Here is a 14241-nt window from a genome sequence, read left to right on the forward strand (position 1 = left end):
GATCAGCCCTTATTGCTGTTCGACGAGCGCGCGCGCTTCGCCGACGTGGCCGCGATACGCTTCGAAAATCTTGCGCAGCGCTTCGTCGAAGGTCGACTTCGGCGCCCAGTCGAGTTCCTGCATGGTGTTGTCGATCTTCGGCACGCGGTTCTGCACGTCCTGGTAGCCCGCGCCGTAGTACGCGCCCGACGAGGTCTCGACCAGTTGCACCTGCTTGGCCGTGTCCGCGTATTCCGGGAATTCGGCGGCGAGCGTCAGCATCTTGTGCGCGAGTTCACGCACCGAGAAATTGTTGGTCGGGTTGCCGATGTTGTAGATCTTGCCCGTGGCGACACCGTCTTTATTCTCGATGATCTTCATCAGCGCGCCGATGCCGTCGTCGATATCCGTGAACGCACGTTTTTGCGCGCCGCCGTCCACCAGGCTGATGTTCTCGCCGCGCACGATATGGCCGAGGAACTGCGTGACCACGCGCGAACTGCCTTCCTTCGGCGTGTAGATCGAGTCGAGGCCCGGGCCGATCCAGTTGAACGGACGGAACAGCGTGAAGTTCAGGCCTTCCATGCCGTAACCCCAGATCACACGGTCCATCAACTGCTTGGAGCAGGCGTAGATCCAGCGTGGCTTGTTGATCGGTCCGTACGACAGTTGCGATTCTTCCGGGTCGAACTGCTCGTCCGTGCACATGCCGTAGACCTCGGACGTGGACGGAAACACGAGGTGCTTGCCGTACTTGACGGCCGAACGCACGATCGGCAGGTTCGCCTCGAAATCCAGTTCGAACACGCGCAATGGCTGCTTCACGTACGTGGCGGGCGTGGCGATCGCGACCAGCGGCAGGATCACGTCGCACTTCTTGACGTGATATTCGACCCACTCCTTGTTGATCGTGATGTCGCCTTCGAAGAAGTGCATCCGTTCATGATTGATGAGGTCGCCCAGACGTTCGGTCTGCATGTCCATCCCGAACACTTCCCAATCGGTCGTTTCGAGAATGCGCTTGGACAGGTGATGGCCGATGAAGCCGTTCACACCCAGAATCAGGACTTTTTTCATTGATGACGGGGAGTTTGGATGAGCTGGGCAAATTCGGCCGGAGTGACGACAGCCTCGCTGCCGTCGTGCTGGTGCCGCAATTCGTGGATGGCGATCGCGCGGCCGTCGCCGCATATCGCGAAAACGGCATTATCGCTTACGTGCAGGCCCGGGGGCAAATCCGAGCGAAGCGCGCCGGGCGCGGCGAGGCGCGCGCGCGCGACGACGAAACGCCGCCCGCCGAGGTCCGTGAAAGCGCCCGGGTAGGGCGGTGCGACCGCGCGGATCAGGTTGTAGACCTGCTGCGCCGTTTGCGTCCAGTCGATGCGGCCGTCTTCCGGCTTGCGGCCGCCGTAGTAGGTGCCGTGCGCGAGGTCGTTCGGCAGACGCGGCGCCTCGCCCGCCAGCAGGGACGGCAGCACGCGCCACAGCGTTTGCTCGGCGGCCACGGTGACCTTGTCGAACACTTGCGCGGCGGTGTCGTCGGGCAGGATCGGCACCGGCGTTTGCGCGAGGATTGCGCCCGCGTCCGGCTTGGCGGCCATTTCGTGCAGCGTCGCGCCGGTTTCCGTTTCGCCGTGAATCACCGCCCAGTTGGTCGGCACGCGGCCGCGGTATTTCGGCAGCAGCGAGCCGTGCATGTTGTAAGCGCCCCGTGCGGCGAGCGCCAGCACGTCCACGGGCAGCATGTGGCGGTAGTAGAACGAGAAGATGAAGTCCGGACGCGCGGCGCTCACCGCGGCGCGCAGCTCGGCGCTCTTCGGGTCGTTCGGCGTGACGACCGGAATGCCGTGCTCGGCCGCGACCGAGGCGACGCTGCCGAACCAGATGTTTTCGCTCGGGCTGTCTTCGTGCGTGACGACGAGCGCCACGTCCACGCCGCGCGCGAGCAGCACCTGCAGACAGCGTACGCCGACGTTGTGATAGGCGAATACGACGGCGCGTGGCTTCATGGAGTCGGGCCCTGATCGAGGAGCGGCGCGGCCTGCACGGCCTGCACGACGGTCTGGCGCGGCGCTTCGGTCACGGTCGTGCCGTCGCGCTGTTCGAGAATGGTCTGCACGAGATAGCGCGGACGCGCGCGCACCTGCTGATAGATCCGGCCGATATATTCGCCGAGCAGGCCGAGCGCGAAGATGATCACGCCGAGCAGGAAGAAGGTGATAGCGAACAGCGTGAACACACCTTGCACTTCCGCGCCGATAATGAAGCGCCGAATCAGCAGCAGCACGAACAGCGCCGCGGAGCCGAGCGACAGGATCACGCCGATGAACGACAGCCATTGCAGCGGCACGACCGAAAAGCCGGTCACGAGGTCGAAGTTCAGGCGGATCAGCGAGTACAGCGAGTACTTCGATTCGCCGGCAAAACGCTCTTCGTGCGCGACCTCGATTTCGACTGGATTCTGCGCGAAGGTGTACGCGAGCGCCGGAATGAACGTGTTGATTTCGCCGCAGCGATTGATCGTGTCGACAATGTGCCGGCTGTACGCGCGCAGCATGCAGCCCTGGTCCGTCATCTTGATGCGGGTGATGCGCTCACGCAGCCGGTTCATCACGCGCGAGGCCTTGCGGCGCCACAGGCTGTCCTGGCGCTGCAGCCGAATCGTGCCGACGTAGTCGTAGCCTTCGCGCATCTTGTTGACCAGCTTGCCGATTTCTTCCGGCGGATTCTGCAGGTCGGCGTCGAGCGTGATGACGATCTCGCCGCGCGATTGCTCGAAGCCCGCCAGAATCGCCATGTGCTGGCCGTAGTTGCCGTTCAGCAGGATCACGCGGGTCGTGTCGGGACGCGCGCGGAACTGTTCGGCGAGCAGGGCGGCGGATTTGTCGCGGCTGCCGTCGTTGATGAAGATCACTTCATAACCGGTGCCGAGCGCGTCGAGCGCCGGATACAGGCGCGCGAACAGCGCGGCTAGACCCGCTTCCTCGTTGTACACCGGGATGATGACCGACACTTCCGGCGTATCCGACGCTGCAGCGCGATGTTCCGAATAAATCATTTCCGCTTATTTTCCGTATTGTTCGCAAATTTCATTGACCGCGCGGCACACGCGCTCCACGTCGCCTTCGTTCATCAACGTGAAGAGCGGCAGCGTGACGTTGGTCGCGCCGAACTTCTCCGCATGCGGGAACATGCCTTCCTTGAAGCCGCGCGCGCGATACAGCGAGAACAGGTGGATCGCCGGGTAGTGCACGCCCGAACCGATGCCGCGTTCTTTCAACTGACCCATGAAGCCGGCGCGGTCGATCGACAGTTTGTCGAGCGGCAGCGTGATCTGGAACATGTGCCAGTTGCTGTTTTTATAGTCAGCAAACGGCAGGCCGACTCCCAGTTTGAGCGCCGCGCCGCCTTCCAGACCCGCGAAATACGCGCGCACGAGCTTCCTGCGCTGCGCGAGGAAGCGCTCCAGATGCGGCAACTGGCCGAGGCCGACGCGCGCGGCGACGTCCGTCAGGTTGTACTTGCCGCCCAGCACGTCGCAGTCCATGCCGTCGAAGCCGGTGCGCGTGATGCCTTGCAGCCGGTACTTCTGGGCGAGGATCGCTTCTTCCTCGTTGTTCAGCACCAGCGCGCCACCTTCGATCGAGGTGAGGTTCTTGTTCGCGTGAAAGCTGAACGAAACCATGTCGCCCAGCTTGCCGATGCGCTCGCCGTTCCATGTCGAGCCGAACGCTTGGGCGGCGTCTTCGATCACGCGCAGTTTGTGCGCGCGGGCGATTGCGTAAAGACGGTCCATATCGACCGGCAGGCCTGACAGGTACACCGGAATTAGCGCCTTGGTGCGCGGTGTGATGGCTTTTTCCAGCAGGTCGAGGTCGATGTTGCGCGTGACCGGGTCGATGTCGGCGAACACCGGCGTCGCGCCGACTTCATAAATCACGTTGCTGGTCGACACCCACGAGGCCGGTGTGGTGATGACTTCGTCGCCTTCTCCTACGCCAGCGATACGCAGGCCGATTTCCAGCGTTGCCGTGCCGGAATTGAACGTGCGCACCGGACGTCCGCCACAGAACTCGGAAAGCGCCGCTTCGAACTTCTGGTTCTGTGGACCGGTGGTGATCCAGCCGGAGCGCAGCACGTCGGCGACGCCCTGAATCGTTGCCTCATCGATCTCGGGTTTGACAAAGGGCAAAAACGGGACTGTTGACTGGGTCATGAATGCTTCGCTCGATTGAAAGAGGCGCAACCCGCAGGGCGCGCAGGACACCACACACTACGCGCAAAACCCGGGGCCGCGGCAAAAAAGGGCGCAACCGCGCAGCATACCGTGGCCAACCTTACGGATTCCTTAATCGGCGAGGCTGTCCGCTTACGGTATCTTTTGCCGTCTAGACCTTCCCGGTCTGCGCCTGCGATAAACAGTAATAAATTGTGTCCTGCACACCTTGCCTTGGACAGTGGCGCCTAGCTGCGCGCCAGCACCACCACGCCGAGCAGGATGATGCCGATGCCGATCAGCTTCTGTACCGACAGCACTTCGCCGAACAGGTACCACGCCGCGAACGCATTGACGATGTAGCCGAGCGACAGCATCGGATAGGCGATCGACACGTCCACCCGCGACAGCCCGATGACCCACACGGCCACGCTGATCACATAACAGGCCAGGCCGCCGATGATCGGCGGCTGGGTTGCCAGGCGAAAGGCGATGGGCAGGATGTTCGCACGGGTGAATTCGAAGTGTCCAACGGCATTCGTACCGGCTTTGAGCAGCAACTGCGCACCGGCGTTCAACGTGACGCCTGCAAGAATGCAAAAGAGGGAAATCGGGTTCATCGAACGGTTAGATCCTGATATGGGGTCATTGTTGTGCTTTTTCTACTGGCGTCGGCGCAGGCGCTTCGGCAGCGGCCGGGCCGGGCGCCGTGGGCGTGGCCGTCGGCTTTTCCACCACCACGCGGCGCGAGTCGCGGGCGATCACCCGCATCGGCAGGCCTTCCTTGAGGAGACGGTCGTAGGTGCCCGGCGGGATCAGGGCAAGCGCATAGCGGTCGGCCTTCCAGCGCTCGACCCAGGCATCGATGGAGGGAATCCATTTCTGCGGCTCGACGGACACGCCGAACGCGAGTTCGTCCGGGTGCTCGACCATGATCATGGTGTGGTCGACGTAGAACGGCATGGTGTGGTCGAGTACGCCGACCGAGTAGAAGGGCGTATCCGCCGGCAGCTTCGCGATCTCGGTCTTGATGGCCGGCGCGAGCGGCGCGCCGGAGCTCAGGCGGCCGAACACGTCGTGACCCGTACCGGCGATGGTGCCGAGCAGCAGCCACGCCGCGCCGAAGGTGGCGACGGCGCCGAGGCTGCCGGCCCGGCCGCGGCGGTTCAGCCACAACGCGGCCAGCGTCATCACGAAGGCGACGGCCAGCGCCGCCAGCACCCACGTGCGGTACTCGGCGTACAGTTCGGCCGGATTGCGGGCGCTGCCGAAGCGCGCCATGAACAACGCGGCGAATGCGGCGACTACGAGAAAAAGTGCATAGCCGGCGAGGTGGCGGCGCAACTGCTCGCGCGTGACGAGCGGCAGATACATGCCGATCAGGAGCGCGATCGGCGGCGCGATCGGCAGCGTGTAGGACAGCAGCTTGGAGTGCGACGCGCTGAAGAACAGGAAGATGAAGACGGTCCACGTCAGCATCAGCGTGACCGGTGCGAAGCCGTTCGGCTGGCGCGGCAGACGCCACGCGTGGCGCACGCTTTGCAGCGTCACCGAAAGCCACGGCAGAAAGCCCACGATCAGCACCGGCACGAAGTAGTAGAACGGCCCCGGACGGTTCTGCTCAGGCGTCAGATAGCGCTTGAACTGCTGAACGATGAAGAAGAAGTTCAGGAACTCCGGATTGCGCTGCTGCACCAGCACGAACCACGGCGTGACGATCGCGAAGAACACGATCAGGCCGCCGATCAGATGCAGGCGCTTCCACACGGCCCAGTCGCGCGCGATCACCGTGTACAGCACGAGCACCGCGCCCGGCAGGATCACGCCGACAAGGCCTTTGGACAGCACGGCCAGCGCCATCGAACCCCAGCACACCCACATCCAGCCGCGCACGCTGCCGGTCGGCAGGTTGGGGCGCTGCGCGAGCAGCAGCGCGCATAGCGTCAGCTCCATCCAGAACGACAGGCCCATGTCGAGCGTGTTGAAGTGGCCCATCAGGTTCCAGTACGGCGACGTTGCCAGCACGATCGCCGCGAACACGCCAGTTGCCGCGTTGAACACGCGCGCGCCGGTAAAGCCGACCAGCAGCACGCCGGCAAACCCCGTCAGCGCCGTGTAGAGCCGCGCCTGCCATTCGCCGACGCCGAACCACGCGAACGTGAGCGCGTTCGCCCAGGTTTGCAGCGGCGGTTTCTCGAAATACTTGTAGCCGTTGTAGCGCGGCGTGATCCAGTCGCCGGTGACGAACATCTCGCGCGCCATTTCGGCGTAGCGGCCTTCGTCGCTAGGCAGCAGATGGCGCCAGCCGAGCGGCACGAACCAGATCACGGCAAGGGCCAGCACCAGCAGCAGAATCGTGCGGTTGAGCGGTAGCTTCGTCGGCGTATCGTTCATGGATTTCAACCTTTGTGGCGACGCCGCGCAGGCGGCGAAGCGGTGTTGTTCGGAAATGGCGACCGGTCGGGCGCGGCTCTTAGTGAGGCGGCCGGCGCTTTGCCAGACGGCCACTTCCCGGGGCGCGCGAGCATGAGACTGTCCGCGCCGCGTTCTGGTTGCCTTGCCACGCGCCGTCAGCTTCGACGGTGGCGCTGCGGCACCTTCCGTCGACAGATCCTTCTCGGCTCGAGCGGGCGTGCCAAGGCTGCCGTTCCAGCAATCAATGGCGCGCAGTGTACGTGATCGGCCGTGACTCGGCCAGGGCGCGCGGTTCGGCCCGGCGGCGCCGATGCTTCCGATACGGACGCGCAGCGGCCTCGCACTCGCATCGCAAACCACGCGCGCGAGGCCGGCGCCGACTTGGCTCTAGGCCTCGATCAGCAGCGCGGCCGCGACCTTGCGGCCCTCGGCCATCAGAATGTTGTAGGTGCGGCAGGCGGCTTTGAAATCCATCGTCTCCACGCCGATGCGCTTCGCGGTGAGCGCGGCGGTCAGGCGCGGGTGCGGAAAGCGCAGCCGTTCGCCGCTTCCGAACACGACCACTTCGGGCGCGGAGTCGACCAGCATGGCGAAGTGCTCTGCGCTCAACTGCTCGAATGAGGAGACGGGCCAAGCAATGACCGGCGCGTCCGGCAGCACGAGAATGCTGCCCGAGTGGCGCACCAGATTGATTTCGACATAGTCGGCGCCGTAGCCGGTTACGGTGTTGAGGGCGCCGCTCGAATCCTGATGTAGTTTCAAATTGGTTTTCCGAAGTCGTCGTGAGACATCATGCGTGTGGCCGGCCTGACCGATGCAGCGGAGCCAGGCGATTCGACGCGAATGCGACACGCGCATGGGGTACTAGCGGGACAGAAGCGGCCGAAAAGCCTTGCCGTTGCGGTTGGTGCATTGCGGAAGTCGGCCAAAATCCGCTAAATTATAACTTTTTAGCCGCCTTGCGGCGCCCCTCGCTCATGTGCCGCCACAAGCCGCGCGGAGTCCACGGGTGCGGCCCACCGGCTACCCGCCTGGTTTTGCCCGCTTTCGGCCGCTTTCGTCTGCAATTGTCTGTGTGGTTCTTCTCGCCGCTGTTCCGGTGCCATTGAGCGCCGGTGCGCCTGAGGAACGCACGCCTGTTCGCCCCCGCCATCAACCAGGATGAAGTGCCCGCCGTGAAACCGATTCTCAAATCCAACAAGTTGTTGAATGTCTGCTACGACATTCGCGGGCCCGTCCTCGAACACGCGAAGCGGCTCGAAGAGGAGGGCCACCGTATCATCAAGCTGAACATCGGCAATCTCGCGCCGTTCGGCTTCGACGCGCCGGACGAAATCATTCAGGACATGATCCTGAACCTGCCGGGCTCGTCGGGTTACTCCGATTCCAAGGGTGTGTTCGCCGCGCGCAAGGCGATCATGCATTACACGCAGCAAAAGGGCGTGCACGGCGTCGAACTGGACGACATCTACATCGGCAACGGCGCCTCCGAGCTGATCGTGATGGCGCTGCAAGGTCTTCTGAACGACGGCGACGAAGTGCTGCTGCCCGCGCCCGATTACCCGCTGTGGACCGCCGGCGTGAGCCTGTCGGGCGGCACGCCGGTGCACTATATCTGCGACGAGTCGAATAGCTGGATGCCCGACCTCGACGACATTCGCGCGAAAATCACGCCGAACACGCGCGCGCTCGTGGTCATCAACCCGAACAACCCGACCGGCGCGCTGTATTCGGACGAACTGCTGCTCGGCCTGATCGAAATTGCGCGCCAGCACGGCCTCGTGATCTTCGCCGACGAGGTCTACGACAAGATCGTCTACGACGGCAAGAAGCACACGTCGATGGCGGCGCTCTCCGAAGACGTGCTCACGGTCACCTTCAACAGCTTGTCGAAAAGCTACCGCTCGTGCGGCTACCGCGCCGGCTGGATGTTCATCTCCGGCCTGACCGCCGGCGAGAATCGCCGTCACGCCAAAGACTACTTCGAAGGGCTCGGCATTCTGGCGTCCATGCGCCTGTGCCCGAACGTGCCCGGCCAGTACGCGATCCAGACCGCGCTCGGTGGCTACCAAAGCATCAATGACCTGATCGTGCCGAGCGGGCGCCTGTACAAACAGCGCGAACTCGCGTATGACATGTTGACGGCGATTCCCGGCGTGAGCTGCGTGAAGCCCGAAGCGGCGCTGTACATGTTCCCGCGTCTGGACCCGAAGATTTATCCGATCCAGGACGACCAGCAGTTCATCCTCGACCTTCTGCTGGAAGAGCGTGTGCTGCTCGTGCAGGGCACCGGCTTCAACTGGCCGACGCCAGACCACTTCCGCGTCGTGTTCCTGCCGAACGTGGACGATCTCGCGGATTCGATCAACCGCATTGCGCGCTTCCTCGACGGTTACCGCAAGCGTCACTCTGCCTAGCGCACAATAGAGCGTACGACGCGGCTCCCACCGCGTCGCGCCGTCCGCCGGGCGCCACCCGTTTCCCTTTTAATCATCTACTCGAAAACACACGCTGCATGGAACCGATCAAAGTTGGACTGCTGGGCTTCGGCACGGTAGGCAGCGGCACCTTCACGGTACTGCGCCGCAATCAGGAAGAAATCAAACGCCGCGCGGGCCGCGGCATCGAGATTGCGCGCATTGCCGTGCGCAATCCCGCCAAGGCGACCGCGGCGCTCGGCAGTGAAGCCAGCACCGTGGCGCTGACCGATGACTTCAACGCGGTGGTCGACGACCCGTCGATCGATATCGTGGCCGAAATGATCGGCGGCACGGGCGTGGCGCGCGAGCTCGTTCTGCGCGCGATCAAGAACCGCAAGCACGTGGTCACGGCCAACAAGGCGCTGCTCGCGGTGCACGGCACGGAGATCTTCGAAGCGGCGCGCGCCAACGGCGTGATGGTGTCGTTCGAGGCGGCGGTGGCGGGCGGCATTCCGATCATCAAGGCGCTGCGCGAAGGGCTGACGGCCAATCGCATCCAGTACATCGCGGGCATCATCAACGGCACCACGAACTACATCCTTTCGGAGATGCGCGACCGCGGGCTCGATTTCGCGACCGCGCTGAAAGCCGCACAGGAACTGGGTTACGCCGAAGCCGATCCGACCTTCGACATCGAAGGCGCGGACGCCGCGCACAAGGCGACCATCATGAGCGCGATCGCGTTCGGCGTGCCGGTGCAGTTCGACAAGGCTTACGTCGAAGGCATCAGCAAGCTGGCGGCGATCGACATCAAATACGCCGAGGAACTCGGCTACCGTATCAAGCTGCTCGGCATCACGCGTCGTACAGATAAAGGCATCGAATTGCGCGTGCATCCCACGCTGATTCCGGAAAAGCGCCTGCTGGCGAACGTGGAAGGTGCGATGAACGCGGTCGTCGTGCATGGCGACGCGGTCGGCACAACCTTGTACTACGGCAAGGGCGCCGGCGCTGAGCCGACGGCTTCCGCCGTAGTGGCCGATCTGGTCGACGTGACGCGTCTGCACACGGCCGACCCGGAGCATCGTGTGCCGCATCTGGCGTTCCAGCCGGACAGCCTGTCGAGCACCCCGATCCTGCCGATCGACGAAGTCACGAGCGGCTACTACCTGCGTCTGCGAGTGGCGGACGTGACGGGCGTGCTAGCCGACATCACGCGCATTCTGGCTGACACCGGCATTTCCATCGACGCGCTGCTGCAGAAGGAATCGGAGCAGGTCGACGCGAACGGCAAGGGCGAGACAGACATCATCCTGATTACGCACGAAACGGTTGAAAAGAACGTCAACGCCGCGATCAAAACGATCGAGGCGTTGAAGACCGTCGTCTCGCAAGTCACGAAGCTGCGCATGGAAGCACTGAACTAGGCCGAACTATGAACTACCTCTCAACGCGCGGCGCCGGAGCCGGCGAGCGCCACACTTTCTCCGACATCCTGCTGGGCGGTCTCGCGAAAGACGGCGGCCTGTATTTGCCCGCGGAATATCCGCGTGTCAGCGCTGACGAACTGACGCGCTGGCGCACGCTGCCGTATGCGGACCTCGCCTTCGAGATACTGTCGAAATTCAGCGACGACATTCCCGCCGAAGACCTGCGCGCGCTCACCCGCAAGACCTACACGGCGGCTACGTACTGCAACGTGCGCGACGACGAAAGCGCCGCGCAGATCACGCCGTTGAAGACGCTCGGCGTCGAAAACGGTGCGCCGCTGTCGCTGCTGGAACTGTCGAACGGTCCGACGCTCGCGTTCAAGGACATGGCGATGCAGCTGATCGGCAACCTGTTCGAATACGCGCTCGCCAAAAACGGCGAAACCCTGAACATTCTCGGCGCGACTTCGGGCGACACCGGCAGCGCCGCGGAATACGCAATGCGCGGCAAGAAGGGCATCAGCGTGTTCATGCTGTCGCCGCACAAGAAAATGAGCGCGTTCCAGACCGCGCAGATGTACAGCCTGCAAGACCCGAACATCTTCAACATCGCGGTTGAAGGCGTGTTCGACGACGCGCAGGACATCGTTAAAGCCGTTTCGAACGATCACGCGTTCAAGGCCAGGTACAAGATCGGCACGGTCAACTCGATCAACTGGGCGCGTGTCGTGGCGCAGGTCGTGTACTACTTCAAGGGCTACTTCGCGGCCACGAAGTCCAACGACGAGCGCGTGTCGTTCACGGTGCCGTCGGGCAACTTCGGCAACGTGTGCGCGGGTCACATCGCGCGCATGATGGGCCTGCCGATCGAGAAACTCGTCGTCGCGACGAACGAAAACGACGTGCTCGACGAGTTCTTCCGCACCGGCATTTACCGCGTGCGCAAGGCGGCCGAGACGTATCACACCAGCAGCCCGAGCATGGATATTTCGAAGGCGTCGAACTTCGAGCGTTTCGTGTTCGATCTGCTTGGCCGCGATCCGGCGCGCGTGCTGCAACTGTTCCGCGATGTCGAAGAGAAGGGCGGCTTCGACCTTGCGGCAAGCGGCGATTTCGCGCGCGTGCAGGAGTTCGGTTTCGTGTCCGGCAGCAGCAGCCATGACAGCCGCGTGGACACGATCCGCGACGTGTTCGAGCGGTACGACACGATGATCGACACGCACACGGCCGACGGCCTGAAGGTGGCGCGCGAACATCTGCAGCCGGGCATTCCGATGATCGTGCTGGAGACGGCGCAACCCATCAAGTTCGGCGAGACGATCCGCGAAGCGCTGTTGCGCGAGCCGGAGCGGCCGGCGGCGTTCTCGGGCCTCGAGTCGTTGCCGCAGCGTTTCGAAGTGCTGCCGGCGGACGTGCAGCGCGTGAAGGACTTCGTGGCGGCGAACGCGGGCGCTCATTAAGTCGGCGTCGCGCTCGACAGGAAGCGTGAGCGCGTTGTCCACGGCTCATGCGGACTGTCCGGCACGCGCCACGCGCTCGACGCTAAACGACGCTTGCCGCGAACCCTCGTGGCAAGCACTCCAGCTCCAAAAAATCCTCCCATAACGCCGGGTTGCCCAGGCTATCGGCTTCGACCGCTACAATATTCTTTTAGTCAGCGGCCCCGAGATCAGAGATGTCCACACCCACGCCCCGCGCGCCGATGCTCGCCACCGCCGAAGCCCTGGCGACTCTCCTCAGCGCAGCGAGCCCGATTGCCGGCACGGAGTCGATCCCCACGCTGGAAGCGCTGAACCGCGTGCTCGCGGCCGACGTCACGTCGCCGCTCGACGTCCCGCCCATGAACACCAGTTCGATGGACGGCTACGCGATCCGCACGGTGGACCTGGCGGCGCAGGGCAACAGCCGTTTGCCGGTCTCGCAGCGGATTCCCGCCGGTCACGCACCGGAGCCGCTGAAGCCCGGCACGGCCGCGCGCATCTTCACCGGCGCCACGGTGCCGCCCGGCGCCGACGCGATCGTGATGCAGGAGCAGACCGAAGCCGCCGGCGCGGACGTCACCATCCTGCACAGTCCGCAACCGGGCGAATGGATCACGGCGCAGGGCGCGGATATCCGCAGCGGCGCGGTGATTCTTCCGGCGGGCACGCGGCTCACGCCGCAGGCGCTGGGACTCGCGGCCTCGGTCGGCTGCGCCGAACTTGCGGTGCGGCGGCGCGTCAAGGTTGCCGTGTTCTTCACGGGCGACGAACTGACCATGCCTGGCGAGCCGCTGAAGCCGGGCGCGATCTACAACTCGAACCGTTTTACATTGCGCGGCCTGCTGGAGAAGCTCGGCTGTGAAGTCACCGACTACGGCATCGTCGCGGACAAGCTCGACGCGACCCGCGCGACACTGCGCGAAGCCGCCGAGGCGCACGACCTGATCCTGACCTGCGGCGGCGTGTCGGTGGGCGAGGAGGATCACGTGAAGCCGGCGGTGGAAGCGGAAGGGCGCCTTGCGATGTGGCAGATCGCGATGAAGCCGGGCAAGCCGCTCGCGTTCGGCGCGGTGCGCCGTGCGGCGCAGCGTGGCGAGGCTGCGTCGGAGTCCTCGGTTTCGGCTGAAACCTTTTTTATCGGTTTGCCGGGCAATCCCGTGTCCAGCTTCGCCACCTTCGTGCTGTTCGTGCGGCCGTTCATTCTGAGCCTGGCCGGCGTGCAGACGGTCGCGCCGCGCGCGCTGTCGCTGCGGGCGGATTTCACGCAGAGCAAGGCCGACCGCCGCAACGAATTCCTGCGCGCGCGCATCAACCCGGCCGGCGGCCTCGATCTGTTTCCGAACCAGAGTTCGGCTGTGCTGACGTCGACAGTGTGGGGCGACGGCCTGATCGACAATCCGCCGAATCACGCGATCAGCGCCGGCGAGACCGTGCGCTTCATTCCTTTTTCCGAATTGCTGAACTGAGCGAGGCCGGCCACCGCCGGCGGCATCCCGATGAAGATTCAACTCCGCTATTTTGCGAGCGTGCGTGAAGCGCTCGACCTGGCCGACGAAACCGTCGATCTGCCCGACGGCATCGCGACCGTCGGCGATGTGCGCGCTTGGCTGCGCGTGCGCGGCGGCATCTGGGCCGACACGCTGGCGGAAGGCCGCGCGCTGCGCATGGCTTGCAACCACGTGATGACCGGCGCCGGGACGCGCGTTACCGAAGGCTGCGAAGTCGCGTTTTTTCCGCCTGTCACCGGCGGCTGAACCAGAAAACGCCACAACGCCGCTTAACCGCATAGGAGCCTTAGATGCCCGTTCGCGTCCAGACGGAAGACTTCGACCTTACCGCCGAGGTCGCCGCATTGCGCGCGCGCAATCCGAAGATCGGCGCGGTGGCCTGCTTCGTCGGCACCGTGCGCGATCTGAACGACGGCAACACGGTCGAAACGATGGAGCTCGAACACTATCCCGGCATGACGGAGAAGTCGCTGGAAGCGATCGTCGTGAGCGCGCGCGAGCGCTGGCCCGGCATCGAGGTGTCGATCGTGCATCGGGTCGGCAAGCTGTCTCCGCTCGACCAGATCGTGCTGGTGGCGACCACGGCGATGCATCGGGGGGAAGCCTTCGCATCGTGCGAATTCGTGATGGATTATCTGAAGACCCAGGCGCCGTTCTGGAAAAAAGAGAAGACCGAAGCCGGCGAGCGCTGGGTCGATGCCCGTGTTACCGACGACGCGGCGCTCGCGCGCTGGGGCATCGAATCGGACAATCGAACGGCGGAATAGGGCGCGGGTTTAAGCATGGGAGCTG

General features: G+C 64.1%; 13 protein-coding genes. 6 read left to right on the forward strand and 7 right to left on the reverse strand.

What is annotated here, in order from left to right; all coding sequences use genetic code 11:
* Nucleotides 1-9: 9 nt before the first annotated feature.
* The 7 genes from B0G71_RS08950 to B0G71_RS08980 all read right to left on the reverse strand — a co-directional run bounded on the left by B0G71_RS08950 (nucleotide 10) and on the right by B0G71_RS08980 (nucleotide 7372).
* Entirely contained in the window at nucleotides 10-1056 is a 1047-nt protein-coding gene (locus tag B0G71_RS08950) for a bifunctional UDP-4-keto-pentose/UDP-xylose synthase (RefSeq protein WP_012432812.1), read from the reverse strand.
* Nucleotides 1053-1988, reverse strand: a complete 936-nt coding sequence (locus B0G71_RS08955) for a formyltransferase (RefSeq protein ID WP_116141099.1) — start codon at nucleotides 1986-1988, stop codon at nucleotides 1053-1055. Before B0G71_RS08955 ends, B0G71_RS08950 begins: the two co-directional genes overlap by 4 nt.
* The gene (locus tag B0G71_RS08960; RefSeq protein WP_116141101.1) at nucleotides 1985-3037 is read right to left on the reverse strand and encodes a glycosyltransferase; all 1053 of its coding nucleotides are present in this window, start codon (nucleotides 3035-3037) and stop codon (nucleotides 1985-1987) included. Before B0G71_RS08960 ends, B0G71_RS08955 begins: the two co-directional genes overlap by 4 nt.
* Before the next feature lie 6 nt (nucleotides 3038-3043).
* Nucleotides 3044-4195, reverse strand: a complete 1152-nt coding sequence (locus B0G71_RS08965; protein ID WP_116148427.1) for a DegT/DnrJ/EryC1/StrS aminotransferase family protein — start codon at nucleotides 4193-4195, stop codon at nucleotides 3044-3046.
* A gap of 248 nt (nucleotides 4196-4443) precedes the next feature.
* Nucleotides 4444-4815 carry an SMR family transporter gene (locus tag B0G71_RS08970; protein WP_116141103.1) on the reverse strand — a complete coding sequence of 124 codons (372 nt, stop codon included), beginning with the start codon at nucleotides 4813-4815 and terminating at the stop codon, nucleotides 4444-4446.
* 25 nt (nucleotides 4816-4840) lie between these two features.
* Entirely contained in the window at nucleotides 4841-6589 is a 1749-nt protein-coding gene (locus B0G71_RS08975) for a glycosyltransferase family 39 protein (RefSeq protein ID WP_116141105.1), read from the reverse strand.
* A gap of 408 nt (nucleotides 6590-6997) precedes the next feature.
* Nucleotides 6998-7372 carry an Mth938-like domain-containing protein gene (locus tag B0G71_RS08980; protein ID WP_116116829.1) on the reverse strand — a complete coding sequence of 125 codons (375 nt, stop codon included), beginning with the start codon at nucleotides 7370-7372 and terminating at the stop codon, nucleotides 6998-7000.
* 404 nt (nucleotides 7373-7776) lie between these two features.
* On the opposite strand from B0G71_RS08980, the gene B0G71_RS08985 reads away from it, so the two are divergent.
* From B0G71_RS08985 to B0G71_RS09010, 6 genes are all read left to right on the forward strand, one after another.
* A complete protein-coding gene (locus B0G71_RS08985) occupies nucleotides 7777-9027 on the forward strand; it encodes a pyridoxal phosphate-dependent aminotransferase (protein WP_106283651.1) in 1251 nt (416 codons plus the stop codon).
* A 98-nt stretch (nucleotides 9028-9125) separates the two neighbouring features.
* Complete coding sequence (locus B0G71_RS08990; RefSeq protein ID WP_116141107.1) at nucleotides 9126-10457, forward strand: homoserine dehydrogenase; 1332 nt, start codon at nucleotides 9126-9128, stop codon at nucleotides 10455-10457.
* A gap of 8 nt (nucleotides 10458-10465) precedes the next feature.
* Complete coding sequence (gene thrC, locus B0G71_RS08995) at nucleotides 10466-11920, forward strand: threonine synthase (protein ID WP_116141109.1); 1455 nt, start codon at nucleotides 10466-10468, stop codon at nucleotides 11918-11920.
* Nucleotides 11921-12162: 242 nt separating this feature from the next.
* Nucleotides 12163-13407 (forward strand): gephyrin-like molybdotransferase Glp, encoded by a 1245-nt coding sequence (glp, locus tag B0G71_RS09000; RefSeq protein WP_116141111.1) that lies wholly within the window; start codon nucleotides 12163-12165, stop codon nucleotides 13405-13407.
* A gap of 30 nt (nucleotides 13408-13437) precedes the next feature.
* A complete protein-coding gene (gene moaD / locus B0G71_RS09005; protein ID WP_012432823.1) occupies nucleotides 13438-13695 on the forward strand; it encodes a molybdopterin converting factor subunit 1 in 258 nt (85 codons plus the stop codon).
* Nucleotides 13696-13739: 44 nt separating this feature from the next.
* A complete protein-coding gene (locus B0G71_RS09010) occupies nucleotides 13740-14216 on the forward strand; it encodes a molybdenum cofactor biosynthesis protein MoaE (RefSeq protein ID WP_106283560.1) in 477 nt (158 codons plus the stop codon).
* Nucleotides 14217-14241: the final 25 nt, after the last annotated feature.

The organism is Paraburkholderia sp. BL27I4N3, assembly GCF_003386115.1.
Taxonomy (GTDB): Bacteria; Pseudomonadota; Gammaproteobacteria; order Burkholderiales; family Burkholderiaceae; genus Paraburkholderia.

Excerpts from the sequence above, each read along its gene's own strand:
- B0G71_RS08950 (WP_012432812.1), bottom strand. The coding sequence starts at position 1,056 with ATGAAAAAAGTCCTGATTCTGGGTGTGAACGGCTTCATCGGCCATCAC.
- B0G71_RS08955 (WP_116141099.1), bottom strand. The coding sequence starts at position 1,988 with ATGAAGCCACGCGCCGTCGTATTCGCCTATCACAACGTCGGCGTACGC.
- B0G71_RS08960 (WP_116141101.1), bottom strand. The coding sequence starts at position 3,037 with ATGATTTATTCGGAACATCGCGCTGCAGCGTCGGATACGCCGGAAGTG.
- B0G71_RS08965 (WP_116148427.1), bottom strand. The coding sequence starts at position 4,195 with ATGACCCAGTCAACAGTCCCGTTTTTGCCCTTTGTCAAACCCGAGATC.
- B0G71_RS08970 (WP_116141103.1), bottom strand. The coding sequence starts at position 4,815 with ATGAACCCGATTTCCCTCTTTTGCATTCTTGCAGGCGTCACGTTGAAC.
- B0G71_RS08975 (WP_116141105.1), bottom strand. The coding sequence starts at position 6,589 with ATGAACGATACGCCGACGAAGCTACCGCTCAACCGCACGATTCTGCTG.
- B0G71_RS08990 (WP_116141107.1), top strand. The coding sequence starts at position 9,126 with ATGGAACCGATCAAAGTTGGACTGCTGGGCTTCGGCACGGTAGGCAGC.
- thrC (WP_116141109.1), top strand. The coding sequence starts at position 10,466 with ATGAACTACCTCTCAACGCGCGGCGCCGGAGCCGGCGAGCGCCACACT.
- glp (WP_116141111.1), top strand. The coding sequence starts at position 12,163 with ATGCTCGCCACCGCCGAAGCCCTGGCGACTCTCCTCAGCGCAGCGAGC.
- moaD (WP_012432823.1), top strand. The coding sequence starts at position 13,438 with ATGAAGATTCAACTCCGCTATTTTGCGAGCGTGCGTGAAGCGCTCGAC.
- B0G71_RS09010 (WP_106283560.1), top strand. The coding sequence starts at position 13,740 with ATGCCCGTTCGCGTCCAGACGGAAGACTTCGACCTTACCGCCGAGGTC.